The organism is Bradyrhizobium sp. USDA 3262 (genome assembly GCF_054060035.1).
Genome location: NZ_JBSSCT010000001.1, coordinates 5348192 through 5371813, shown reverse-complemented (window position 1 = coordinate 5371813; position 23622 = coordinate 5348192). Strand labels below are relative to the sequence as shown.

34 protein-coding genes and 3 tRNA genes are annotated in these 23622 nt (G+C 62.1%); all 37 read right to left on the bottom strand.

Annotated features, from left to right (window positions below; all coding sequences use genetic code 11):
• Positions 1 to 35 precede the first annotated feature (35 nt).
• The 37 genes from ACVWYP_RS25040 to ACVWYP_RS24860 all read right to left on the bottom strand — a co-directional run bounded on the left by ACVWYP_RS25040 (position 36) and on the right by ACVWYP_RS24860 (position 22608).
• Positions 36 to 1016 carry a major capsid protein gene (locus ACVWYP_RS25040; protein WP_259242981.1) on the bottom strand — a complete coding sequence of 327 codons (981 nt, stop codon included), beginning with the start codon at positions 1014 to 1016 and terminating at the stop codon, positions 36 to 38.
• 115 nt (positions 1017 to 1131) lie between these two features.
• Positions 1132 to 2043: a hypothetical protein gene (locus tag ACVWYP_RS25035; RefSeq protein ID WP_456684187.1), complete on the bottom strand. Its 912-nt coding sequence runs from the start codon at positions 2041 to 2043 to the stop codon at positions 1132 to 1134.
• Between the two features lie 199 nt (positions 2044 to 2242).
• Positions 2243 to 2318 (bottom strand) — tRNA-Asn (locus ACVWYP_RS25030).
• 249 nt (positions 2319 to 2567) lie between these two features.
• On the bottom strand, positions 2568 to 2852 hold the full coding sequence (locus ACVWYP_RS25025; protein WP_155258440.1) for a hypothetical protein: 285 nt from the start codon (positions 2850 to 2852) through the stop codon (positions 2568 to 2570).
• A 277-nt stretch (positions 2853 to 3129) separates the two neighbouring features.
• Positions 3130 to 3420 carry a hypothetical protein gene (locus tag ACVWYP_RS25020; RefSeq protein WP_456684186.1) on the bottom strand — a complete coding sequence of 97 codons (291 nt, stop codon included), beginning with the start codon at positions 3418 to 3420 and terminating at the stop codon, positions 3130 to 3132.
• A gap of 38 nt (positions 3421 to 3458) precedes the next feature.
• Complete coding sequence (locus ACVWYP_RS25015; protein WP_456684185.1) at positions 3459 to 5057, bottom strand: DUF4055 domain-containing protein; 1599 nt, start codon at positions 5055 to 5057, stop codon at positions 3459 to 3461.
• A gap of 19 nt (positions 5058 to 5076) precedes the next feature.
• Positions 5077 to 6540, bottom strand: a complete 1464-nt coding sequence (gene terL / locus ACVWYP_RS25010; RefSeq protein WP_456684184.1) for a phage terminase large subunit — start codon at positions 6538 to 6540, stop codon at positions 5077 to 5079.
• Positions 6541 to 6790: 250 nt separating this feature from the next.
• A complete protein-coding gene (locus ACVWYP_RS25005; RefSeq protein WP_456684183.1) occupies positions 6791 to 7012 on the bottom strand; it encodes a hypothetical protein in 222 nt (73 codons plus the stop codon).
• Between the two features lie 10 nt (positions 7013 to 7022).
• Positions 7023 to 7871 (bottom strand): hypothetical protein, encoded by an 849-nt coding sequence (locus tag ACVWYP_RS25000; RefSeq protein WP_456684182.1) that lies wholly within the window; start codon positions 7869 to 7871, stop codon positions 7023 to 7025.
• Between the two features lie 10 nt (positions 7872 to 7881).
• Complete coding sequence (locus ACVWYP_RS24995) at positions 7882 to 8439, bottom strand: AAA family ATPase (protein WP_456684181.1); 558 nt, start codon at positions 8437 to 8439, stop codon at positions 7882 to 7884.
• Positions 8440 to 8445: 6 nt separating this feature from the next.
• Positions 8446 to 8988 carry a hypothetical protein gene (locus tag ACVWYP_RS24990; protein WP_456684180.1) on the bottom strand — a complete coding sequence of 181 codons (543 nt, stop codon included), beginning with the start codon at positions 8986 to 8988 and terminating at the stop codon, positions 8446 to 8448.
• 15 nt (positions 8989 to 9003) lie between these two features.
• Complete coding sequence (locus tag ACVWYP_RS24985) at positions 9004 to 9216, bottom strand: hypothetical protein (RefSeq protein ID WP_456684179.1); 213 nt, start codon at positions 9214 to 9216, stop codon at positions 9004 to 9006.
• Positions 9216 to 9545: a thioredoxin family protein gene (locus tag ACVWYP_RS24980; protein WP_456684178.1), complete on the bottom strand. Its 330-nt coding sequence runs from the start codon at positions 9543 to 9545 to the stop codon at positions 9216 to 9218. The genes ACVWYP_RS24985 and ACVWYP_RS24980 overlap by 1 nt, the downstream gene beginning before the upstream one ends.
• On the bottom strand, positions 9542 to 9958 hold the full coding sequence (locus tag ACVWYP_RS24975) for a hypothetical protein (protein WP_456684177.1): 417 nt from the start codon (positions 9956 to 9958) through the stop codon (positions 9542 to 9544). The genes ACVWYP_RS24980 and ACVWYP_RS24975 overlap by 4 nt, the downstream gene beginning before the upstream one ends.
• Before the next feature lie 64 nt (positions 9959 to 10022).
• A complete protein-coding gene (locus tag ACVWYP_RS24970) occupies positions 10023 to 10403 on the bottom strand; it encodes a hypothetical protein (protein WP_456684176.1) in 381 nt (126 codons plus the stop codon).
• Positions 10400 to 12457 carry a hypothetical protein gene (locus ACVWYP_RS24965; protein WP_456684175.1) on the bottom strand — a complete coding sequence of 686 codons (2058 nt, stop codon included), beginning with the start codon at positions 12455 to 12457 and terminating at the stop codon, positions 10400 to 10402. Before ACVWYP_RS24965 ends, ACVWYP_RS24970 begins: the two co-directional genes overlap by 4 nt.
• 20 nt (positions 12458 to 12477) lie before the next feature.
• Positions 12478 to 12550: transfer RNA gene (locus ACVWYP_RS24960), tRNA-Trp, on the bottom strand.
• Between the two features lie 93 nt (positions 12551 to 12643).
• Positions 12644 to 12721, bottom strand: a tRNA-Glu gene (locus ACVWYP_RS24955).
• Between the two features lie 650 nt (positions 12722 to 13371).
• Positions 13372 to 13755, bottom strand: a complete 384-nt coding sequence (locus ACVWYP_RS24950; RefSeq protein WP_456684174.1) for a DUF1330 domain-containing protein — start codon at positions 13753 to 13755, stop codon at positions 13372 to 13374.
• A gap of 316 nt (positions 13756 to 14071) precedes the next feature.
• A complete protein-coding gene (locus tag ACVWYP_RS24945; protein ID WP_456684173.1) occupies positions 14072 to 14458 on the bottom strand; it encodes a DUF1330 domain-containing protein in 387 nt (128 codons plus the stop codon).
• A gap of 215 nt (positions 14459 to 14673) precedes the next feature.
• Positions 14674 to 14991: a hypothetical protein gene (locus tag ACVWYP_RS24940; RefSeq protein ID WP_456684172.1), complete on the bottom strand. Its 318-nt coding sequence runs from the start codon at positions 14989 to 14991 to the stop codon at positions 14674 to 14676.
• Between the two features lie 813 nt (positions 14992 to 15804).
• The gene (locus ACVWYP_RS24935) at positions 15805 to 18078 is read right to left on the bottom strand and encodes a BNR repeat-containing protein (RefSeq protein WP_259242953.1); all 2274 of its coding nucleotides are present in this window, start codon (positions 18076 to 18078) and stop codon (positions 15805 to 15807) included.
• Between the two features lie 17 nt (positions 18079 to 18095).
• Complete coding sequence (locus ACVWYP_RS24930) at positions 18096 to 18359, bottom strand: hypothetical protein (protein WP_259242952.1); 264 nt, start codon at positions 18357 to 18359, stop codon at positions 18096 to 18098.
• A 2-nt stretch (positions 18360 to 18361) separates the two neighbouring features.
• Complete coding sequence (locus ACVWYP_RS24925) at positions 18362 to 18715, bottom strand: hypothetical protein (protein ID WP_259242951.1); 354 nt, start codon at positions 18713 to 18715, stop codon at positions 18362 to 18364.
• Complete coding sequence (locus ACVWYP_RS24920; RefSeq protein ID WP_259242949.1) at positions 18712 to 19218, bottom strand: hypothetical protein; 507 nt, start codon at positions 19216 to 19218, stop codon at positions 18712 to 18714. Before ACVWYP_RS24920 ends, ACVWYP_RS24925 begins: the two co-directional genes overlap by 4 nt.
• Before the next feature lie 26 nt (positions 19219 to 19244).
• Positions 19245 to 19451 carry a hypothetical protein gene (locus ACVWYP_RS24915; protein ID WP_028340266.1) on the bottom strand — a complete coding sequence of 69 codons (207 nt, stop codon included), beginning with the start codon at positions 19449 to 19451 and terminating at the stop codon, positions 19245 to 19247.
• Between the two features lie 94 nt (positions 19452 to 19545).
• Positions 19546 to 19701: a hypothetical protein gene (locus ACVWYP_RS24910; protein WP_155258441.1), complete on the bottom strand. Its 156-nt coding sequence runs from the start codon at positions 19699 to 19701 to the stop codon at positions 19546 to 19548.
• Complete coding sequence (locus ACVWYP_RS24905; protein WP_028340267.1) at positions 19698 to 20237, bottom strand: hypothetical protein; 540 nt, start codon at positions 20235 to 20237, stop codon at positions 19698 to 19700. The genes ACVWYP_RS24910 and ACVWYP_RS24905 overlap by 4 nt, the downstream gene beginning before the upstream one ends.
• A 7-nt stretch (positions 20238 to 20244) precedes the next feature.
• The gene (locus tag ACVWYP_RS24900; RefSeq protein ID WP_155258442.1) at positions 20245 to 20511 is read right to left on the bottom strand and encodes a hypothetical protein; all 267 of its coding nucleotides are present in this window, start codon (positions 20509 to 20511) and stop codon (positions 20245 to 20247) included.
• A 117-nt stretch (positions 20512 to 20628) separates the two neighbouring features.
• The gene (locus ACVWYP_RS24895; RefSeq protein WP_028340269.1) at positions 20629 to 21018 is read right to left on the bottom strand and encodes a hypothetical protein; all 390 of its coding nucleotides are present in this window, start codon (positions 21016 to 21018) and stop codon (positions 20629 to 20631) included.
• Positions 21019 to 21036: 18 nt separating this feature from the next.
• The gene (locus ACVWYP_RS24890; protein WP_028340270.1) at positions 21037 to 21219 is read right to left on the bottom strand and encodes a hypothetical protein; all 183 of its coding nucleotides are present in this window, start codon (positions 21217 to 21219) and stop codon (positions 21037 to 21039) included.
• Positions 21220 to 21259: 40 nt separating this feature from the next.
• Positions 21260 to 21415 (bottom strand): hypothetical protein, encoded by a 156-nt coding sequence (locus ACVWYP_RS24885; protein ID WP_155258443.1) that lies wholly within the window; start codon positions 21413 to 21415, stop codon positions 21260 to 21262.
• The gene (locus ACVWYP_RS24880; protein WP_028340271.1) at positions 21412 to 21747 is read right to left on the bottom strand and encodes a hypothetical protein; all 336 of its coding nucleotides are present in this window, start codon (positions 21745 to 21747) and stop codon (positions 21412 to 21414) included. The genes ACVWYP_RS24885 and ACVWYP_RS24880 overlap by 4 nt, the downstream gene beginning before the upstream one ends.
• Positions 21747 to 21881 carry a hypothetical protein gene (locus tag ACVWYP_RS24875; RefSeq protein ID WP_256438752.1) on the bottom strand — a complete coding sequence of 45 codons (135 nt, stop codon included), beginning with the start codon at positions 21879 to 21881 and terminating at the stop codon, positions 21747 to 21749. The genes ACVWYP_RS24880 and ACVWYP_RS24875 overlap by 1 nt, the downstream gene beginning before the upstream one ends.
• Positions 21878 to 22126, bottom strand: a complete 249-nt coding sequence (locus ACVWYP_RS24870; protein ID WP_028340272.1) for a hypothetical protein — start codon at positions 22124 to 22126, stop codon at positions 21878 to 21880. Before ACVWYP_RS24870 ends, ACVWYP_RS24875 begins: the two co-directional genes overlap by 4 nt.
• Positions 22123 to 22359, bottom strand: a complete 237-nt coding sequence (locus ACVWYP_RS24865) for a hypothetical protein (protein ID WP_456684171.1) — start codon at positions 22357 to 22359, stop codon at positions 22123 to 22125. The genes ACVWYP_RS24870 and ACVWYP_RS24865 overlap by 4 nt, the downstream gene beginning before the upstream one ends.
• 120 nt (positions 22360 to 22479) lie before the next feature.
• The gene (locus ACVWYP_RS24860) at positions 22480 to 22608 is read right to left on the bottom strand and encodes a hypothetical protein (protein WP_256438753.1); all 129 of its coding nucleotides are present in this window, start codon (positions 22606 to 22608) and stop codon (positions 22480 to 22482) included.
• Between the last annotated feature and the right edge of the window lie 1014 nt (positions 22609 to 23622).

The following is a 23622-nucleotide window of genomic DNA, read 5'->3' as shown; positions in this document are numbered from 1 at the left end:
TGTGTTTCAGCTGTTAACCGTCAGAGGGCTGACGATTAGGCGGCCAGCTTGTGCTTGAACGCCACGATGCGGACGATCTTCGCGTCGTAGACGCGCTTCCAGTTCGCGACGTCGGCCAGCTCGGTGTTCGACGGGGTCACGCCGACCTGGTTCGCGCCGAGCCACTTGACGCCACGCGGATGCATGACCCACTGGCGGCGGTTCACGATGTACTCCTGGCCCATGCCCTTCAGAGCCTGGCGCTCGACTTCCACCGGCACCTTCGGCGACTTCTCGCCGAAACCGATCGCGCCGGGGCCGAAGATGTAGGTGGTGAACACGCGGTTCGCACCAGCGCCGGTCACCGGCATGCCATCGTCGACGATGACGGTCTTGCCGAGGTAGGTCGGGACCGTCAGCTTGCCCTGGGAGTCGGGCACGAAGTCGATCAGGTCGGCCTTCACCATCGCCTTCAGGGTCAGCGAGTGGACGGCCACGGCGTTCAGACCGCCCTGCTCGTCGCCGAGCAAGAAGGCCGCGTCGATGAACGAGTCGGCGTCGAAGTTCTCGGCACCGCCGGTCAGCGCGGAGATGTCGTTGACGTTGGCCGCCATGTCGGTCGAGCCCATGGCGCCGGCCAGGGTCGCGAGCAGAGCGGTCTGCATGCGCTTGTTCCACCAGTCGGCGAAACGGTTGGCGATCGCGTCGATCGGGTCCGCGCCGGACAGGTCGGCCGCGAGGTCGGTCGAGCCGAACGCCTTACCGCGCAGCAGCTTCACGGCCACGTCTTGGCCGGTCGTCATCTTGCTGACGGTCAGGTCGGTCGTGTCGTCGAGGATCTGCTCGGCGTCCGACGCATCGAGGTCGTTGAAGTACGGCATGTTGACCGTCTTGCCTTCGATCTCGGAGTCGATGACGCTCGACAGGTCGGTGATGATGCCCGACTGGAACAGCTCGGACTTCTGCGTCGACAGAACCTGGACGTACTTGTTGAACTTGGTCGGGACGATCATGTCCGCGAGACGGGTCTCAGTCATTTCTCACTCTTGAGTTTGACTGGCCTTTGCCCTCTTTGGGTGCAGCTTTTTGCATTCATGCAAACGCCGGGGCGCGAACGTCCCGGCGGTTGCGAAGAATGAGCGTGTTGGGGTGTTAGTCCGTGACGCCGGCTGCAGCCTTGAGCTGCTTGGCCAGTTCGGGTTTGGTGTTTTCCAGCACCATCTGCTGGGTGATGTTGCGCGTTTCCTTGGCCCAGGGGTTCACGACCCCGCCGGCCGGCGGATTGCTGGGGGTGTTGGGGTTGGTCCCCAGGCCTCGCTTCTCGTCAGGCTTGAAGAGAGCGGCGCGGCTCTCGCGGATCTCAGCGACGAGATCAGCGACGGTGAACGCGGTGCCCGCGTGGTCCTTGATGCGCGGGTTGCCGTTGGCGTCGATGACATCGACGACGACATTCCCGTCCTTCATGGACGTGCGGACGAACTTGCTCACCAGGAGTTCGACGGCATCCCGCGCGTCGTCCAGTGGGTTGGCTTTTGCTACCTCGGACTTGATCTGGCTGTCGCCCATCAAAGTCTTCAGTTGCCCCGTCAGGCTTTCGTTCGCCGACTTCAGGCCCTTGACCTCGGTGGTCAGCTCGGTCTCACGCACAGTCCACTGTGCCTGGAGCTGACCCTTCAGGGTCTCGACCTTGGTGTTGGCGATCTGCTCAGCCTCTTTCGTGGGATCGAGTGCAGACAGTCGTGCCGCCGTTTCGACCGCGGTCTTCGCGGCTTCCGGCGTGATGTCTCCGAAGGCGGTGACACGCTCGATCGCGGTGCGAGCCGCGGCGGCGTCGAGGCCTTCGTAGGGCTTCAGCTGCGCCTGGAGCACGGAAACGTTGTTGCGTTCCGCACCGAGCGCCGTCTTCAGGCCCTGGGTGTTGTCGAGTTGGAAACCGTCGATCGGCGTGACGTTCAGGAAGAACTTCCCGTCCTTCTGCACGTAGTAGCCGCGGAGGCCCTCGTCGAGTTCATTGAGATCAGTAACGACTGCTTTGAGCATATCCATCCCGGAAATGCGGGGCATCCCGCCCCTCGTGATAAAAGGACCCCATGGCATCCCGCCGTGTGGTCCGGTGAATCCCCCAGGAGCGGGGGAATCGGAGTTGCCAGCAGCGATCGGTCGAGGTCCCATCCCGGGAGGCTCGGTTGATCGGTGCTGGCGAATTGGGTGAGCCGCTGAGCGGCCCAAGAGTTCTGTCCGCCCTTGGCGGATGAACGAAGACTGGCTGGCACGGCAGGTCTCGAACCTGCGACACCCTCGTTAACAGCGAGGTGCTCTACCGGCTGAGCTACATGCCAAGAAGTTGTTCAGCGGCGGCGCGGGCGTGCGGCGCGCTCTTTGGTATCTCTGCCCGTCTTGTGCAGGATGCGAGCTGAGACCGCTGAAATCGCGCTCTACCGGAGGAACCCAGGAGCGCGCGAACCCACGACGCAAAAAGACCCGCCAGGCGATTGATCCTGGCGGGCTAGAAGTCGGAGTGAGATTGGTGTTGAGCGGGCACCCATACGGTGTGCCTATGATCTCGCAGGCAGAGCCTAATCGAGCGCTCAGGCAGCCAGAGAAATTTCCTCCACGGGAGTGAAGTCCCGCTCGAAGGCCTCGGGCTTCTCGAACCCGATCGAATTGTCAGCGTAGAAGACGACGATGTCGCCTGCGGCGCAGGACTGCACGCCGAACGGTGTGCTGTAGGTCAGACCGCCCAGGCTGTTCATCTCCAGCTCACCCGATTGGATCCGGGTCACCAGCCATTGCGGCGGCGTCTCGTCAGCGGCTTGGCCCCAGAGTGGCAGGCGGAAGGCTTGGACGAGGTTTTTGCTGAGGAAGAGCTGCACGGTCACTCCATTTGCATTCAAGCAAATCTATACGCATGATATGGGGTTTCTGTCAAGCCCCACCCCCAAGAAAAATGCAAATCAGTGCTTGCCGAAGAAAAGCCAGATCAGCCACAGCGCAAACAGGGCTGGAACCGCCTTCCCGAACAGGAAGGCCAGCCCGACGTTGCGAGCCATCCTGACATCTCCTGCTATCTGCTGGACGTGTTTGTCGCCGGTAGGAGCACCCAATACCTCCGGCCGCGGAAGGCTGCCGGAGGGCATCGGAGGATCGTCGTCAGGTGACAAGTACGGGGCCGGTAGGCCTTTCGCCCGCGCTTCCAGGTTCAGAATGTGCTGCCACTTTGGGATCTTTCGCGCCATGCTTGACCTTCTTCTTGCCCTTGACCGTGAACTTGGGCTCGAAGCAGATCGGGCAGCAGTAGTACTCGTCCCCGACCAGCTTATCGAACAGAACCACGGACTTCGGGATCATCCGCACAAGCTCGCGCACCAGCGTGCCCTGCTTCAATGAGCAGGGCTCGCAGAAATATTGCTCGGCTTTCAGTTCCAGTACGATCTCAGCCATGGGACGCGCCACCTACCATGTGCATTTGCACCCGTCAATCAGATTTGCTTTTTGGGCCGATCCTGATTGTTGGGGAAATCAAACGTCTTCGGGGTACCCCCGGTTCCGTTTGCAGGCGTGTTGCTGTTGGCCGCGGCCGGGTCCGTCGTCTTCGACGGGTCGGCGGCTGGGTCGGTGGCGCTGGCGTTCGGATCGGTGCCGGCCGTGAGGGCTTGGTCGATCGCTGCCAGGGCGGTCAGCTCGTTCTGGATGTTGAAATCGTCGCCGAGCAGGTTCCGCTTGTAGACTTCGCGCAACAGGGTCTCTCGCGAGATGCCGCGCTTCTCGTACATGGCGACGAGCTGCTTCACCTCCTCGATCCGATCCTTGGTGTTCGAGAACTCGGTGTTCAGGATCACCTGGACCTGGCTGTAGTCCTTGCCGGTCCACTGCCCCATGAACTTGATCGCCTTCTCCAGCGCGTCCTGGCAATTGATCGCCATGTCGTGGACGACGGAGTGGACTCGCGTCTCCTGGATGTCGCGCTCGTTCTGCGGAACGTACTGACGGTGCGTGCCCGTGACCGGGTTCAGCGCCATCATGTCCATCTGCATTTCGAGCTTGTCGAGATCCTTGGCGCCGCTCTCGATCGCCGTGCCGCGGGGCTCGACGTAGTACCAGCGGCCATTGGCCTCCGGAGCGTAGAGCACCTTGTAGGGACCGATCGCGAACTGCTTCTCGTCTTCCGGGTCGATCTGGACGCCGGAGCACGCCAGCATCGGGAAGCGCGCTGCCGACAGGATCGACCGCTGGTCCGAGCTGGAGATCCAGTGCTCGATCTGCTTGTAGGCGAGATCGATGAAGATCGGCCGGGCCAGGTAGTCGGCTTCCTTTTCGCCGGCATACATGGTCACGAACGGAACTTCGGCCATGTTCTGCAGCGGGGTCTCTTCGACGAACTCCCAGTTCGATCCGCCCGAGGCCGCTTTCTGCTCCCAAAGCTGGACGATGCCCGAGGTCTTGGTCGGGTCGATCTCGATGACACGGATCTGGTTGTAGAGCACCTCCTTGAAGCCGTCGCGCTCGGCGCGCTGGCTGCGGATGCGGACGTGGACGGTCTTGGTGTCGCCGCCGACATACATGTCGTAGGCGGCTGCCACGTCGTCGACCTTATACATCTTCATGAAGGGGCGAGCGCCCGAGGCCTTCTGGTCGGCGAGGCTCTTCATGTTGTAGGTGTCGGGATGATCCACCATCAGGTGGCACATGCCGTCGAGCATCGAGTTGTTGAAATATTGGTGCCCGAAGATGTGCAGGTGGTTGCCCTGCAAATCGATGTCCTGGGTCCACAGATCGAGGTCAGGATCGCCGTTCTGGACCTTGAGCAGCGTCCGGAAGGGTTTGGCGGAAGCCGCATCCACGGCCTCCCTGAGCTTGTTGAGAGCGAACGTGGATGCCAGTCGCGCCTGGTACCGGGTGTCGGACTCCTTCTCGTATTGCGGGAGGAACTCGGCACCCTTGGCACGCATGGTTTCCGTGCCGCCATAGACGGCGCGGAGCATCGCGGTGCGGGTCTGCATCGTGTCCGCGGCAGACGAGAGCTGCCCGGGGTTACCCGTCTTGGGGGACGGGGTGTATTTGATCTGAGTGTCGGCCATTTCTGGGGACGTCCTGACTTTACCAGTCAAGGATCGCGGCCTTGCGGGGCCCGAGGAGTTCGTTGAAGGCGTCGGACGCTGCGTCCACCTGGTCGTCATGGGTGCCAAGCGGGAACATTTCCAACTCATCGGTGAAGCACTCATTCCAGTGAGCCTTCACCATCTTCACGTTGCGACCTTCGCACTGCGCAGCGAACGCTGCGGCGCGGGTCTCCTTCGAGCCTGTGGGGCGGATTGCCTTGATGCGATAGCCGGCGAGCCGGCGGATGAAGTTCTGGGCCTGGCTCTTGCCGGCCTGGCCCGGGTCTTGCGGGATGACGATCTGGACCGAGTGTCCGTCACTGCGCGCGGTGTCGAAGATCTTCTTCTCGACTTCGAGCGACGACCCGCGGAAGCGGATGACGTTCTCGATGTAGAAGACGCCGCTCATGTCCTTCGACATCAGGACGCCGACCGTGTAGTCGCCGTCAGCTGTCGCGGCCAAGTCCCACGCGCGCACGCGGACGCGGCGGGCCGGCATCTCGCCGGGAGCCTCGAACCAGGCGGCGCTGAACATGCCGCCATCGTCGGCCATCGGCTGCTGCTGGTAGAGCGCAGCGAAGGACCGTTCGCCGAGAACGTCCATGCGGTCGGTTAGGGCCGCGTAGGAGAACCGGTTCGGCGCCAGCGGTTCGTTCGGCTTGCGCCCGAGAGCGTCGCCGGGGACCGTGCCGTCGTCGTTGAGGATCAGCTCCTCGGTGCCGTCCTCGCGCTTGACCTTCTTGGTGTAGGGCAGCGCCGGCAGGTACAGGATGTCCCACGGCAGACCCTTTCCTGACTGCGCCAGGTCGACGAGCCGGCCGGCGATGTCGTCATAGTGCCACCGCGTCAGCGTGAGGACGATTGCGGCGTCCTCTTCGAGACGGGTGTAGACGACGTCGCGGTACCAGTCCCACTGGTCCTGACGGAATGATGCGGAGTTGGCGTCCTTGCGGTCCTTGATCGGATCGTCGATCAGAAACAGGTTGGCGCCCTTACCGGTGGTGCCGGTGCCGACGCCGACCGCGAAGTATTTGCCGCCCTTCTCCAGCTCCCATTCGTCGGCAGCTCGGTTATCGGTGCGGATCTTGGCGTCCGGGAAGAGGGTCTTGAACTCCTTGCCCTGGACGATGTTGCGGACGTCGCGGCCGAAGGTCGTTGCGAAGTCGCCGTTGTACGATGCCGAGATGACGTTCTTCTCGGGGTTCCTCGCCATGTACCAGGCGGGAAAGCGGCGCGTGGACAGCTCCGACTTGCCGTGTCGCGGCGGAGCGAACAGCATCAGTCGCTTGATCTCGCCGCGCTCGACCGCTTCCAGCTTCTGGGCAACCAGGTGGTGGAACGGGTCGGCGTAGTATTTGTGGAGCGTGTACTCAGTGAAGTCGATGAGGTGCTCGCGGCCCCTCCGACGACGCAGGAGTTCGGCCGCCGCCTCCTCCGGGGAGACGTCGATCAGGTTGTTCATTTTGTTCTTGTTGTTGAGATGGAGCGGCGCGGCGGAATCGAACCGCCGTCTTGGCGAGCGGCGCAGGAAGGTTGATCAGACCCACCGCTGCCGCCGTTGCGAACCGGTCACCGCGAAAGGAGGACCCCACGCCCTCTGGCCAAGAGGATCGTCCTGTTGATTCAGGACTTCGTATTGCGGCCGACCGTCACCGGGTAACTTGCGTTTCCGGCTGCCACGATCGGTCCCGTCAGGGGTCTTGTTTGCTGGATTAGAACTTGAAGCCCGGCGCCTGGATCTCCAGGTCGGCCTTGTTGGCGGAGCGGACGGCGACTTCCACGAAGGCGGTCGGAGCGCCGTTCACGGTCGGGTCGCCGTAGAACTTGACGATGCGGAGCCACTTCCCGTCCGTGTCCTGCACGAGGTCGGACACGGTGACGAGACGGGCATCTTCCACCTGCAGTTTCTGGTGGACGATCGAGATCGAAGACATGAGCTGCTCCTTAGACGATGTGCAGCTTGGCTGCGTCGTATTGGGCGAACACGCCCTTCTCCCAGAACCCGACCTTACCGCGCATGGTGAAGGAATCGCCGGTCTTGGCGTAGTTGGCGAACGACGTCGCGGCTGCCTCGACATACTCGGTGGCGCGCTCGTCGAGCTTCGGGATGTCGATCAGCGCGGTGCCGATCTTCAGGGCGTCGGTCGACACGTTGAGGCCGGCGAAGAACGCGGCGTCGTTGGTGTGGTTCTTGACGATGAAGTGGCGGGAGCCGGTGATGATCTTGGCGGCGCCTTCGATCTCGCTCAGCGACTGGACGGTGCTGCCGACGACATGCATGACGGTCACGTTCATCTTGCCGTCTTCGACCATGGCGAGCAGGCCGATCTCGCTGAGCAGGGTCAGCGTGGGGGTCAGCAAGCCAGCCTGGATGTCGATCACGGTGACCGGGCTGCTGGGCAGTGCGTCGAACACCTTGATCTGGCCGTCCGAGCTGGACAGGTCGATCACTTCCGTCACATCGGGATGGAAGCGCTTGAGATTGCCCTCGGGCATCTGCGTGTCGATCGCTCGGGCTTCGACGCCCTGAGCCTTGAAGTAGTCGAGCACGGTTCGTGCCACGACGGTCTTGCCGACACCGCCTTTATCGGCGCCGACGATTACCAGGTGGGGGAGTCCCATCTTGAGTTCCTCTTTGGGAGTTTGGATTTGGATCGGCGGAGGGTCCGGCTGGATCTCTCGCTTCACTTCGGAGAAGTTTCGCGCCTGCTGCTGGCTCATCTCCAAAAGTTCACGCCGTTGCTGGCGGATGCTTTCGGAGACCCCCATGGCGCCTCGCCTGTCGACAGCCATCGGTCACTCGCTAGTTCGGGGTGCCGTAGGTGTCGTACAGCTCCGGCAGCAGCCCCATGTTCGAGAGCACCTGAAGGACGGTCTTGGCCGCGGTCTCGTCGCCCCGGATCGGGATCAAGGACTCGCGGGCAAACACGTCGTCGAACAGGCGCTGGTCGATCGCCCTCGCCTCCTCCTCGGTCTGCTTGCGACCGTACGGCTGGTACGGCTTCACGCGCTCGATGATGAAGTTGAGGTTGTTGTAGCTGTTGAACAGGCTGCGAGCTGACTGCTCCACTGCGTGGCGCTCGCGCTCGTCGGAAACATAGGCGACGCCGAGCAGCAGCGGAGAGTCGGTCACGATGAAGTCGACCTTGCCGACCAGGCGCCGCTGCCGGCGTTCCTGCTCAGCCGTGACGTAGAGCTGGCGCTTCAGATCGCTCCAGTTCTCGTCATAGGTCAGCTCCTTGGCGAACTCCGTCACCAGCTCGCAGCGGACGTTGAGGAGCTTCAGGAGGAAGAACACACCTGCAGCTGTGGTGCTCTTGCCGGCTCCGGGGCCGCCGATGAGATTGATGACGAAGCTCATGTTGCCTCAGTGAACGGTGTCTGACTTCTTGGCCGGCGGCTGCCGCGGCGATGCGGCCTGCCCCGCGATCTCGAGGAGCTGGTCCTCGGTCATCTCGTTGGCCGGCTTGGTGACGTTGAGGTTGGTGGTGTTCTCGTCCTTCTGGCCGAGGTAGTTCTTGCCGAGGAAGATCGCGGCGGGCGCGTTCTTGTCGGCGAGTGCCAGCTGCTTGCGGCGGAGCGAAACCTTCGCGTGCATCAGGCCGTCGTCCCAGACCTCGCGGGCTTCGGGATATTCGCCGAGGAACGTCGAGAAGGTCTTCTTGCAGACGCCCAGCACGGCGGCGGCTTCTTCCTGGGTGCAGAACAGCTTGCCCAGTTCGCCGAGCGTTCGGAGGGTCACCTCATCCGGCTGGAGCTTTGTGTTGCGGCGCTTGATCGGTTCCCCGAGCACCTCGTCGAGGAAAGCAGTCTCCTCGCCTTCCTTCTTGGCGGCAGCCTCTGCAGCGGCCTTGCGCGCAGCAGCCTCCTCCTTCGTCGGGCGACCCCGACGACGTGGCGTGTCAGTCATGTGCTTTTCTTCTTGCTATTGGAGCGTCGTGACGATGTCGTCCTCATCAAGGTCACGAAGGTCGAGGGTGACGTACATCCCGTCCGGGGGCAGGACCATGCCGATGACAACGGCCTCCTCCGGATCGTCGGTGTACTCGCCGAACTTGTCGTAGAAGTCCGTGATCGGGATGATGAAGCCGTGGTCGTGAACGGCGACCCGGTTTTCCAGATCGAACCGGTAGCCCATCAGTCTCGCAGGCCGGGGAAAGCCAGGTCGACCCACTTCAGGATCTCCTGCTTCGGCGCAGCTCCCGTCTTCATGGAAGTGACGATGCCATCCTTGACGGCTACGAGCGCTGGCACCTGGCCGACTTTGAAGCGCTGGGTGGCGGCGACGCAGTGCTCGACATCGGCCTTGACGAAGGTGACCTTGCCGGCCAGCTCCTTCTCGATCGCTTCCAGCGTCGGCGTCATCGCCTTGCACGGCTGGCACCAGCGTGCCTCGAACTTGATGACGACCGGCCCCTGGGCCTGGAGAACATCGGCGGGGAATGAGCTGTCGGTAACGGATTTCATCGGGAGAAGATCTTCTTGAGTGAGGAGATGCCCGCCACACCGCAGATCGTCAGGACGATTTGTTCCTGCATGGTGTTGTAGGGCGCTGGGAGCGCGGCAATCCTCCAGCTGCCGACCTCATGGCCGAGCAGCGGGATCGAGTCGAAGACGACTGCCGCGACGTGAAAGAACAGGACGGCGAAGGCGACCGGCACCATCCAGGCGGTGAACCAGTGCTCGCGATCGTCCTTGCGCATGTCGGCCGCCATGCGGGCGATCTCGACCTTGTAGCGCAGCTCGGCGACATTCAGCTGGACGTCGCCGCCGACCGCGGTCTTGAATTTCTCAAGGTCTGCGTCGGTCTTCTTGTTCAGCCAGTCCAGGAACGAGGTCCCGAACTTTGGCAAGAGGCCCATGATGATTGAGAACAGCATTGCGGTCCTTGAAACGAAAAAGGCCGCCCCGAAGGACGGCCTGGTTGGTGTGCGTTGTGCGGTCTCAGACGATGGACGCGGCCAGGATGAAGAGCTGGTCCAGCTCCTCATCGGTTTTTCCGAGAGCGGACTTGCAGGCCAGGATGAGCGGATTGGTCCGCTCGATCTGGGTGGCATAGTTCCAACTGTCCTGAACGGTGATGTCCTGGCTGTTGACGTAGTCTTCGACCTGTTGGCGCAATCCGAATTGGTAGAGCGCCAGCCGGATCTGCCGAGGCGTCACCAACTGCGGCACGACTGGGGACGCGAGGTAGGCGTCCACCTCCGCCTGCGTCGGCACGTCCTGCTCTGTGTCGAGCCAATCAAGGTCGCCGAGGGTATCGCCGCGGAGCACCCATTGGGCTCCGGGGCGAAGCTCAGACAAAGCTGTTGCAAGGGACGTCATCGGCGCACCGTCATGATGGAGTTAGATTTGTAGGCGTAGGAGCCCGTACCGGACCCAACCTGACCCCACATCGAGAAGATCACCGCCTGATCGGTGGCGTTCTGAATCGTCGCGGAGTTGCTGATGGACCTCGCATACGTCGCCGTGTCCTGGTGCATGTACTGCTGCAGACCATAGTAGCTGCCAAAGCTGTTGCCCCAGCCAGGGATCAAATATGTCAGCGCCCCGGCCGTGTTGTTGAAGCACGAGCACGAGATGGTCTGATGGAACTGCTCGTTGGCCCACAGCAGCGCAAAGCATCGGACTGCTGAGTCAAGCTCGATCGGCGTACCTGATGTCGTCGCCACCGTCGTCGACGAGACCCTTGTCAAAATGACGCCGGTCTCGTTGAACCAGGACCTGACCCATCTCGTGTCGGGCTGGTCGAAGAACTGGCTCGATGCGCCAGTGAAAACCATGCCGACGAGCGTGTACACTTCGCCGCCAGCGGTATTCATCACCTCGACGCCGACGCTGCCGGCCGAAGAACTGGTGATGTGACCAGTCAGGCTCTGCTGCAGCGTCAGGGTGCTGCCCACGATCTTGATGTAGATGTAGTACAGCGTGTTCGCCGCAAATCCCGCGTTGGTCAGTGTGACGCCGGCCGCAGGGATCTGGTACAGCTGACCATTGATCTTGATCTGGTTGCCGTTGAACGGGATCAGCTTGAGCGTGGTCGAGCTGACCATGGTCAGCTTGCACTGTCCGATGGCGCCAGGCAGCAGAAAGTCGACCCACACGGCGCCGTTCCAGTACCGCATGGTCAGCGACGTGGTGTTGAAATAGAAATCACCAGATCCCTTCGCCGCGCCAAGAGGATCGGTCGCAGGATCGGTCGCCTGAGCGCCGTAGTAGGTGCCCCTGAGGTTGTTGTAGGCGTTCAGCGCATTCGTGTAGCTTGCCTGCGCGTTGTCTGCAGAGGTGGATGCATTCGAAGCGGACGTAGCCGCCGCCGTCTTGCTGGTCGCTGCATTGGTTTCTGACAGCGCTGCAGCCGTGGCAGAATTGGATGCGGCGGTCGCACTGTTTGCGGCATTGGTCTCCGACGTGCCGGCATTGGCGGCATGAGTGGCAGCGGACTGCTCGCTCGTTGCCGCGGCAGCCGCTTTGTTGGTCGCGGTCGTCGCGCTGGCAGCAGCATTGGTCTCGCTGGTCGCCGCGTTCGTCTTGGACGTCGCCGCCGCAGCAGCCGAATCCGATGCGCTTGCCACCACGGTGGTGGCGGTCGACGCCGCCTGCTCGGCCGCGATCTTGCTCGTGAGCGCGGATGCTTCGCTTGCGGCAGCAGAGGTGGCGCTATCGCTGGCGCCCTGCTCGTGAGCAGCAGCCGCATTCTCCGATGCGAGCGCCCGGTCTGCGGCATCGGAAGCCGTGGCCGCAGAGGCCGTCGAGCTTGCCGCGTTGGCTGCGGTCAGCTGAGCGAGCGAAGGGTCGCCGGGGTCTCCGGGAGGCCCCTGCTCGCCTGCCGGCCCCTGCGGACCAGCCTCACCCTTCGGGCCTGCCGGACCTGCCTTGCCTTCCGGACCTCGGAACGGGCCGATGTCAATCCAGGCACCATTCGTCCAGGCCCAGCCGTGCCCGGTGTCCTGGGCGAGGTAGACGTCATTGCCTTCGGCGGCGGCCGGCGGAAGGTCGAACACGGTAGCGACGATGCCTGCCAGCCTGATGCCGCGGCCGACGTCGCCCTGCGGTCCTCGCGCGCCCTGCGCTCCAGCAGGCCCACGAAGGCCCTGCTCGCCAGGATCACCCTTGAAGCTCGGGAACATGTCCCGCAGCTGGGTGAGCGAAACCGTCTTGCCGATATTGTTGATGTAGATCTCGATCTTGACGTCGTCTTCGCTCGGACCGCCCGGAACGCCGACCGGCGGCTGGCTGTCGGCCAGCGCGATCTGCTTGTTCAGGAGGAAGTACTTCGCGCCTCCGGGCGTGAGCGTGACGATCGAGTTCACATCGTAGAAGTCCGTGCCGATGGTGATCCCGCTGAGGGAGATAACGCGATAGCGCGACGTGCTCATCGTTTCTTCTTTTTGTTGATTGGCACCGGTGGCTGGAGTCGAACCAGCGGACTTCGGTTTTGGAGACCGTGCCACCACCACTGGCTCACCGATGCAGAATGGAGCCCCAGCCCGATTTCTTCTCGCGACGGATTACCCAGTCGTCGGGACGCCTATGTTGGGGATGGCGTGCGCCTTGCGGCTTGATGGAGCTGCCAGGGGGCTTCGAACCCTCTCGTTTGCGCAGTGAAAGTGCGTTGTCCTGGTCCACTAGACGATGGCAGCGATTGGTCCGGTCGGCGGGTTGCCCATGTGCCCGCATCTCTTCCGATTGCTCGTACTTTGCCGCCTTCCCTACGTGCTTCTCAGGATCAGCGGCGTGGCGGGAGGCCGTTCCGCCCTCGACCGAATTGACGGGGCTGTGGGGGACGTGGAGTGTATCCCTCACCTTCTGCTGCAGCAGAACGTCGGCGGGTCTTTCGACGAACCCGCAGCCCGATTAAAGAGGATGACCTTCGCCAGGCCTTGCCTGCTGCTCCTCGACAGCGCCCACCCTCCCGCGAAATCACGAGACCATCTGTGATCCGGGTGGCCCAGGGGAGCGTCACACGCGCGCATGGTCAGTGCGGGCGCTTGGCGTGAGCAACGATCCTGGGGCTCCATTGGTGCCCGCCACAACAGACGGTGGCGGGCTGTGCTCGCAACAGCGAGCGCTCGGCTTGGCACATGGCCCCATTTAACCAGCCACCCCTATGTCGTTTTATTTGACGTTTCGGCTGGCACCGAGAAATTTAGGCCGTGAACCCATAAATCTGCCGGGCGAACGGTTTGCTAGAGTCCGCTATGCCCCCATAGCGAAGAATCCGCTACGCAGCGAAATGACGCGATGGGCCACAAGCGGATATAGATCGATTAAGGAGAAAAGCGCCGTTGCTCTATTGGGCGATGCCCTCAACAGCAAAGATCCGCAACTTGCCGTATTGGTCACCGATCTTACGCGCCTCCAGATAGGCCGGTGAACTATAGGCCGCTCTGGCTTTTTCTAAGTTTTCAAACATTGATACGACGATGCGGGATGCTGGCGACGCGCCAGAAAGTGAAATCGTCTTGCCGCCTGACACGAGGCGCTTTTGACCACTATCCGCGAGCGCCTTGTTCGCAAGCGGCACGTACTCCTTTGCGTAGGCGTCCGGATTGGTCACTTCAATCTCTGAAATAACGTAAGCGGGCGGCGATGCCTGAGCATGTAACCCTTCTACAATTCCCGCACCAAGTCCAAAACTCGCAAGCATTCCAAGACCAACCTTGTAAGCTTTCATAGTGCCTCTCCCAGTACAGCTCCAATTTGCGCGCTTCAAATTGGAAGCGCAGAAGGCTCAGGGAGTCAATCAAGACAAGCCTCCGGCTGATAGGTGTGGTCTTATTGTCGAACTTAGCAGTCGGGCCGGTGCTGACCGAATGCCCCTTCAGGGCCACGAGCGTCGCCCTCTGCGATAGATGGCGGCTCGTCGACTTCCGCTGTGCCCGCGGCAGCGTAATGCGACGCGAAGGACCCCAATTGCGCACCGCGCGGGACGCGCGTCAATTGAAATGAAAGAGGCCGCCAACAGGGCGGCCTAGGGATGGTCGCAGTCGCTATTGTTTCACTCCATCGACGGCAACGACATTGTACTTGGCGAAGCCTTCGCCGACCTTCCTGATGGCCTCATACTCGGGTGAATGACGCCACCCATTCAGCGCTTCTATGCTTTCCCAACGCAAGATAACAACGCGCCCCTTTGGGAAAGAGCCATCAATTTGCGTTCCTGGTCCAGCTGCGACGTATACGCCGCCATGGTCCTTGATCGTTTTCTGCGCCGTGGGTAGGTACTGCTTCGTATATCCTTCCTGATTCGTGATCTCGTTGATCGCAACCATATAGACGGGCGGCTTGGCTTGCGCGTGGAGAGCCTGGATCGCAGACGCGCCAATTACGGCGCCTGCCAGTATCGACAACGCTACGGCATAACGGATTTTCATCATCGTCCTCCCTGGTCGTCGCCCCCTTAATAAGGGTTGAGAGGGTTGTAGCTGACCTGGTCCGCCACAGAAAGGCGCCAGCGCACACCAAATGTCGCAGTTGGGTCATTCGCGACCGGGTCGAGCCAGCAGCAAGTCCGGCCATGCCCGCTATTCCGCCGAAAGCGGAAGCCAATTCAGTGCATTAGCGGTCCCACTATGGGCCGTGCGCCACGAACTCAGCGGGCAGCGAGCGCCTCGTCTACCGTCCACTTGTAGACGTAGAGCCGGCGCTTCACTCTGGCTTCTGGAAGTCCCGACAATTCGATCGCCTCAGCGAGCGACATCGTCCTGCCCATGAACTCGACCCAGCGCGTGGACCGCCTATTGCGGTTCTGCTCTTTGACGGTCGACCATTTGCAGTTATCGGGATCGTAGTTCAGTTCGTTCTCAATCCTGTCGATCGAATGCTCCAGCGACGGACGCTCTCCTACATCGGCCAGGAAGCATTCGAAGCCGGACTTTCCATCGGTGCCAAAGCGCCAGCGGTCGCACACAGTGACACCACGAGCGCCGTATCGATCGTATGAAGTGGCATCTTCATCGTAGCACCTCTGGATCATTGCGACCCACGACCTGTACGTTGGGCTTTCGCCGCTGTCTCGTGAATGTCCGTGTTTCAGCATACTGGCAACCTTGGTCCGAGAAAAGATAGCAAGAGCGGCGCACCTCGTGTCGGATTACAGAGCTCGTGGGGCACCATCGCCATCGCGCAGTTCCTGCGCTGGACGCATGTCGCGTCACCGCTCTTGGGGGTATGATAGCTGGCTCGTGACCGTCGTTCCCCCGCAGGGCAACGACTCGGATCCTTTCGACCTCGACCTGCATCACGCTGGCCTCAAACGGTCGTCGGCGACTTACCATGGACCTCTTCGCCGATAGGCTGTGCGTATAACGCCGCCGCGTGTCATCACGAGCCAAACAGGTGGGGCGCGTCCAATCCAGAAGTCGACGAGCCTATGCCTCAACTGCATCGCGTTGACGGGGATCAGCCGTTCCTCCTCAGAGGCCGCTTTGAAGAATTACGAGGACTACGGGGCTACTGGCTTACCCGTTAGAGCCGACACCGTTGCCGGTGCGGTACGCCACCTGTTCGTGGAACGTCTCATGTCCGGAAAAGTGTTTCCAAAAACGGGCAACTTTTTTCCGCAAGAGAACGTAAAGAGAAAGTGCCCGATGTTTTGCAGCTGAGCTGATTTGTCATCGGGCGCGGCGGGGTAAAGGAGGAGAACCCCCCGCCGCAGGCCGGGCCGAGCAGTCGGTCAGGGCTCATTGTCCCTGCTCCCTGTTCTGTGCTCCGGGGATGGTGATTACAGCGTCGGAACGTAGGCGTTGGCGTTGACGCCGGTCTCGACCTGGATGTCGGTCAGCAGCCGCGTGTTCGCGACAGCGCCGAGGTAGCTCTGCGCGCGAGCCGAGTTGCCGGCCGTGCAACCGTAGATGCCGACAGCAGCCGCAGCGGTCGCCGTTGCCGGCGCCGTGATGATCAGCCGATACCAGCCGTTGCCGGCGGGGACGGCCCTGGCAGTGACACCTGCGCCAACGGTCTGTACGGTTCCGTTCTGGAGGTCGAAGTTTGCGTACGCGGTGCTGCCGAATGCCGTGCTGCCGAACAGCAGCTGAACGAACTGCGCCGTCTCGTACTTTCCGTAGACCGAGAACGTGTAGGTCGTTCCCGAGACGAAGCTGATGTTCGCCGACGCCACGCTGTGGATGTTGGTCGAGGCCTGCTCGACGATCCGATCGGCCGTCATCGTGTTGTTGACGGGATCGAGCGTGACGTTCGGCGACTGCGTCGTCGCATTCAGCGTCCAGCTACCCAGCGCGTCAGACTTCGAAACCAGGTTGGTCGGCAGGACCGATGCCGGCGTCGACAGGACCGGGGTCGATCCTTGAGCGTTCGTCGCGGTTACCCGACAGACGATGTCGGTTCGTCCGACATCAGCGGCCTGGATCGTATATCCAACCGAGTTCGCCCCCGGGATATCGACCCCGCCCCTCACCCACTGAACGGGGTATTTCATCGGAAGGTCGCCGACCCACGATCCGAGCGCGACCTGAAGGGTGTTGCCCACCGTCCCCGTCGATCCGGAGATCGTCGGCACCGAGATGTTAGACGGCTTCACGCTGGCGACCGAGTAGGCTCGCGACGCGGCATTGACGCGCGTCGTGTAGCCGATGTTGGTCGTCGCGGGGTTCGTGTTGAAGTCGTACATGTGGTAGTCGCCCTTCAACCACAGTACGGAGTACTTGCTGCCGCGTCCGACAGGCACAACCGGGCGCACGTTTTCCTGCGTGAGATCGCTTACCCGCTGGCGGGTCCACGAGGCGCCGCCATTGATGGTGCGATACCTGAAGAGCTGCGAGTTGGCGGAGTTGCCGACCGAGATGTAAAGAACCCCTTCCTCGACGGTGTCGAAGAAAGAACCCGGACTGTAGTAGCCTTCAGTGAGGCCCTGGCCGTCCGTTATTTGCCCGCCGCGGGAGTCCGGAACTCCCATTCCTTGGCCGGCATCCACTTCCACCTTCGACCAGGCGGTGCCATTCCAGCGTGCGTAGTAACAACGGTGGTCGCTCGTCGAGACGAACCTCCAGAAGACGGCTTCGATGATGCCGTTCTGCCGACGCTGAATGTGGGAGCACCACATATCGCCGAGATTGTCCGGAGCGCCTGACGTTGCGACAGGCGTGAAGTTCGTGAAGCCGATCATGGTCGAACCGTCGCCGAGCGCCGTTCCGCTCGAAGAGCGCCACTGGCCACCCTGATAGTAGGCATGGCGGACATCGGTCTTCGTGCCTGCTTGCGGGCCGACCGCGTCGGTCATCAGGAGATCGATGCGATCGACGTTGTTCGAGGTGACCTTGTGGTAGATGCCCTGGGTGCCGGTACTCTGCGCCAGGCGCCTTTCAGCGGCCCACGTCGGCGCAGCTCCAATCGGACCTCCATCCACGGTCGGAGGCGCGACTGTAGCAATGTCGGATGAGGTCACCAGCGACAACGGACCAGAACTCGCGCCGTTGCGGTAGAACAGATAGAGCTTGTTGCTCTCGCCAGACAGGATCACCGGCGACGGATACGTCGCTTGCGCGGACGTATTGCCGAGATTGTATTCCTGCGACCAGCCCTGCGCCATCGTGCCGACGCCAACCGAGATGCGGAAATAAATCGGCGCGGCCACGCGGTGCGGGACATAGAACACGATCAGTCGTCCGTCGGGACGCACAACGATCGTCGGATAGTCGTGGTCGTCGGCCCACCAGGCCGCGATCGTACTGGTCTGCATGACCTTGCTGATGACGGAGCCGCTCGCTTCGTCGACCTCGTAAAGCGTGGTGCGACCGGTGAGGACCGAGTTGTCGTCCGAACCGTTCGTGCCGAAGAACGTCTTTCCGTTCACGGACAGAGCACGAGGCTCGTGGAACCAGCACCAGGCGTCGGCGGCGCCGGCCGCTGCCTTTGAGAGGGCAACAAGCCCCATGAAGGGAAGAGGACTGACGCCACCGAGAAGCTCGGCACGTCGCTTTTGATTGTGCTCATGGAGCCGCATCGCGGCCCAGAGCGGGCGCGATATCCGTCGCGTCATTTTTTTCTTTCTTGTTTTTAGCTGACGTGTTCCTGCGGGATGCGCCAGTTCAGCGGCACCGTCGTGCAGGTCATGCAGATGTATGGAACGAGCTTCTCCAGCACCCAGTCGGTGTGAGCCTGTTCGACGCCTTCGCTCGGGCGCACGAGGCGCACGTTGGCGAACATCTTGTGGATCGGATCGCCATAGGCGATCGGCTCCCACTCCTCAGGCTTGAGGCCGAGCCAACGGATCATGGCTGCGGCATGCGTCTTCGATGACGCGACCATGGCGTTGAGCATGGCTATTCTTTCTGGGCGATCGCCCGGTCGATCCAGGCGTAGATTTCTGGATTGTCCCGGCGAGCCATGATTATGATCGGCGTCAGCCGATTCACGACCGTCTCTTCTGCGGCTCGGCTCTTCAGCGAAGCAGCGTGCCAGCAGGCGTGATTGATCTCGTGCTCCAGCACTTCGGCGAAGCTCGAGTCCGGAAGGTCGTCACGCACGTAGATGATGAAGTTCAGTCGATTGCAGAGGCCCAGGCATTCCTGCTCCTCAGCCTCGGCCGCGTCCCAATGCACCAGCGTGTAAACGAAGATGCCGATCATGATCTTGGACGGCAGTTTGCGCCGATCGGGTAGCCGGCGCCGCGTCATGACAGGTCCGCCGCGGTGCAAGGCCGGATCATCTTCCGGAGCTGCCTTCCCTTCACCCAGATGATGTCCGGGTGCGCGTTCGCGCCGCTCCAGCCGCGAGCGGCAAGGAACGCCCGCACCTTCGCGGGATAGGTGTTGAACACCAGCAGCGACATTTCGGAGCCGTGCTCGACGATGTCGGGCTTGCCCTCTTCCCTCGTGATGACGGACGCCGAGTGGAAGCCGAGGACGGCATCCGGCGTTGCGCACACCAGCTCCGGCCGCAGCAGGCCGAGCATCAGGGTGCAGGCCGAGACGCACTCACCGGACAGGATGACCTTGGTCCTGGCGTCGCGCATGTCGGAGTATTTCTTGACGAACTCGACGATGACCCCGCCGGGATCATCCGTGATGAACGTGACGTTGTGGCCCGACTCGAACTGGACCGGCACGTCCTTGGCCGACGCTGGCGACAAGGCGCACAGCATCAGCACGCCCGCGAGGGCGAGTTGCAGCAGTTTCATTGGCGTGGCTTTTGGTGCGCGCCGGCTCAGCCGATGGCGAAGCGCGTGGCGAAATAAACGAGCCAGATCACCAGCGTGGCGATGATGCCGACAACGGCGTGGAGCAGATAGTCGAAGGCCTGGCTGAAGCCGAAGCCGCCGTTGTTCTCGGAGACCGGCCAGAGCTGGACGGCGAGCCAGAGCAGCGCGGTCAAGAAGACCGGGATGGCCCAGGAATTGAGGGTGATCGTCACGGGCGCAGCTCGACCGGGTTGAACGTGAAGGCGCGCTCGATCGAGGCCTGCCAGATCACGTAGCTGAACAGGAAGATGGACAGCGGGAACGGCATCACTTGCCCTCCTCGTCGTCTTCGTCGTCCTGGAAGAACGCCATCTGGTTGAGCGAGGCCTGCTCGATGCCGACCGCGACATTGTCGATGGCGTCGCCGATCGAGGAGAGGCCGGCGTAGAGAGCGACGCCGAGGATGATGGCTTCGATGATCATGTGCTTTCCGTGAAAATGATCTTGGTGCCGAAGCCGCCGCTTGCCGGCCGCCAGCCCAGGTAAAACTCGAGAGAGCCGTTCCAGTAGTTGACGAACGGCAAGAGACCGGCCGCCTTGAACAGCGAGATTGGGAGGACCACGGCGAACGCCGGATGGATGAACCATGCGAGCGCGGCGGCGATCAGCGTGACCGCGATGGCGCCGAACGAGACGCCCGGGTCGAGCACCGCCCAGCGGAAGCCGAAGGCCTGCGGGGTGCAGTCGCGGCCGGTGGTGCGCAGCACCTGGTCCGAGCCGTAGACCCAGTAGTTCTTGTCCTCGACGCCGAGCACGTAGCCGACGAAGTTCATCAGCGGGTTGCGGCAGATGAACCAGTAGAAGCGCCGCAGCCAGATGTTGGTCACCTCCGGCAGGTACGGCGCGCCGTTGTTGACGTCCGGCACGTTCCAGCCGTCATCGCCGACGAGCCACCATAGCGGGTTGAGTTTGTTCCAGATCGAAACTGGCTTGTGGTCGGTGACTTCGGCGGCGTCCATGATGTCCTCAGATGACTTTCAGTTTGCCGTTCGGCGACAGGCGGGTCAGCCACATCGGCAGGACGTTCCTTTCGAAGTGGGCGACCTCGGCGGGCGCCATGCGCCAGTGCGGCCGGATCAGCACGATGTGCTCGTACTGGGCGCCGAGCGCCGTGTCGTGCTGGCGCGCATCCCAGATCTCGGACGAGAGCTTGAAGGCGTCCATGTACTGCCTAGCGATCGTCTCGCTCGCCGCAACTACGGCGCACCACGGGGTGATCGTCTGCAAGCTCATCTTGTGCCTCGCGCCACTCGATTTGATGGTTGATGGTTTCGCGACAGTCGATGCTGTCGCAGCAGCCGCAAGCGAGCGGTCGATACCGCTTCGCCGGCTTCCGGGTTTTGGTCTTCATCACAACGGCGTCTGGAAGACGCCCTTCTCTGCTGCGACCGCGCGCACGGCGCGCTTGACGTCGTCGAGCCGGCCTTGCTTGATCGCGGTCACCGGGGTGATGCCGCCGAGCATTTCGTTGCTGCGGTTCATGAAGAAGGTCGCCTCGGCCACACCGACGAGCGGATCCAGAACCTTGATCAGCTCGTAGGCTTGCAACGCGAACGGGCTGGTCGAGATCGGATCAGGCCTTGGCTCGGCCGGAGACTTCGGCACCGATTTCTTTTCCGGTGATGGAGCCGGCGCATCCTCCGCAGAGGTTTCCGGGATCAGGCTTATCTTTTTTAAGCCGTACCTTTCGAAAGGCTGCTGCGAACCAGGCGACGCCTTCTTCCGTTTTGCCGCAGGCATCGCAGGTATCGCTGGCCATCAGCGATAGAGGTAGCGCGCGGTGAAGCGCTTCGAGAACGCCTTGCCCTCGAACTCCAGGAAGTCGGCCTGCTTGCGCATCCACTCGGCGACCTGGCGCCGGCCGCGCTTGGTCATCTCGGGCGCGTCCTTGACCGTGATGACGGCTGCGGACTTCTCGGCGGTCTTCTTCTTGGCGGGCATGGTTCTCTCTGAAGGGTGGACCCGTGCTGCTCGGAGCAGATCACGGGCTCTTGGAAACTGGTTTGCGGAGCTGCCTCGCCTTGCGGCGCTGCTCGACGCGCTCCTGCAACTCGCGACCGCGGCGATCGGAGATGTCCTGCTTGCGGTTCATCTTGTGCTGGTGAGCGCGAAGCGCCTTGCCCTGGCCGACGCTCACGCGACGGGCTCGATCAGCTGGCAGCCGTAGTTCTGGCCGCGCTTGACGAAGATGAATGTGCCGGTGACGGCGCCCCCGCTCAGGTGCGGGACGAGCTTGTCGAAGTCCTTCATGAAGAAGGTGACCGACTTGCCGTTCTCGTCGGTGAAGTCGAGGTAGGCCGCCGACCGGCCGCGGTTGAAGCCGGTGTAGGTCAGCTTGGCCTGGAACGGCACGTTGTCGCGCCAGACGACGTCGCCGCGCTTGCCGTTCACGAAGGTCCAGACCTCCGGGTAATGGAGCTGGTTACCGGCCTCGTCGAACGGGATCTGGTAATTGCCAGTCCGCGCCATCAGTGGATGTTCCGGGCGATGACGTCGATCGCGGCGATCACCAGGAAGGCGATCAGCATGGTCTGCGTCAGGCCGTCCCGCATCTCGGCGTGGATCTGATCGCGGATGATCTGCAGCTGGCGACGACGGCTCATGACGGCTTCCTCAGGATGATCGAAACGGCGAGCGGCGTGTACCGCCGCCACATGAACTCGGGGGCGCCTGCCCGGACGGCGAGCTGCCGGGCCAGGCGCTCGTGCGCCGGCATCGTCAGCAGCTCGGCGTCGGCTTCGCTCCAGCCATGGACGCGAGGCTTCGACCGCCGCCAGTTGTTGGCGATCAGGGCCGCGATCGTGAGGCCGAGCCCGAGGCCCAGCAGGATGTCACCGAGCTGCTTCATGCTTCCAGCTCGCGGATCTTCTTGATCGCCGCCTCCATGCCGCGATAGCGGAGGAAGAACGGAACCTCGTTTTTCTGAAGATCGATGTGCTCGATGGTCTGCATCGCCTGAGCGTCGACCTCGGCAGGACCGATTGGTCCAGCAATGCGGCTGAGCGGCCAGCGCGTCAGCGTGACCATGTCGCCGGAATACGGCCTCTCCCGCTGCTGCCAGCATCGGATCTCATCCTCCAACGCCTCGACGGCGGCATGAACGAGATCTTCTTCCTGGCGTCGGCGTCTGCGAGGCATGGTCGCTCCGGAAAGGGTGCCCCGGTCTGCCGTGGGCGAGACCGGGCTCTGGGTAACTTGGTGTCAGCGTTTGCAGACGGCGGTGATCACAAACGCCATCGAGGTGATGGCGAGCGCCCCGAAGGTCAGGACGAGCAATTTCATGGTGAGCACGCCGAGTGCCGCCACGAATTGCAGGTCCGTGAGGGTCATTGGGTTCCTCTGCCCGCGCCGGCCAGTCCGGCGGGAACCGGCTGGCTGGGTTGGGGGCTTGATGATGGCCGTTTGCACGAATGCTAACGTAGCGCAGTAGATACCCCCATACGCAGTTTCCGTCAAGCCCTCTGCAAATGGAATGCAAACGCTGGAACCCGCCGAGCGCGAAGGTCGGCAAACCCTCTTTGGGTTCAATGTTGGTTCAGTGTTGTTTCTTGATAGGTTAGTAGGCACCTGGTGCCGGTGGTACCGGCAGGAGATTCCGGTGGTACCGGCACCAGATGCCGGTGGTACCGGCACGAGATGCCGCGGCACCAGATGCCGGTGGTCCCTTACAAATCCCGGTAAGGCCAGCCGCCCTGTTACGGTATGGACTGAGCGCGAAGCGCTCCACCCCGCACCGAGTGTCAGAAACCACAGGTTCGTCCCAATTGACCCAGCTTACCCGACGCCGGGACAACGACGAGCACCGACCAGGTGAATGGTTCGTCTATTGGGGTGACGTGGGTGTCATTCTGCAATTCTGCCCCCCTAAGCCGGGGGATCGGCGTCCAAAATTTGCAAGCCGATTCAGCAATAGGCGTCTTAAGATCAATACTGAATTGTAAGGCACCAAAAGTGGTTGCGTTTCGATTTTTGCCTCGCGCGTGCGGACGGCTTTGCTCTACCGAGCTACACCATCAGTTGGGACACGACCGCGCATCCTGTCAAGATGTTGGCTGGAGCCGCGAAAGCTGGCCGTACGCCTCACCGATGAGAAGCAGTATTTTGTCTCTGAATCTTCGGTATCTTCGGTCTCTCGGCTGTTGACGGCGAAGCGCGCAGGCACATGCACCATGCTGTCTTGGCGCGGCAATTGTCGTCATCAGGTTCTCGACAGCTTCCCCATTTAACAAAACATACAGGGCTGGTCGCCTTGCAAAAACATCGGCTGCCGATGCTCACGGTGCGCGCCTGTCGAGGGCCGTAAAGGGTGGTTTGTTGCTGATTCCCAGCATGTCAGATCGAAGC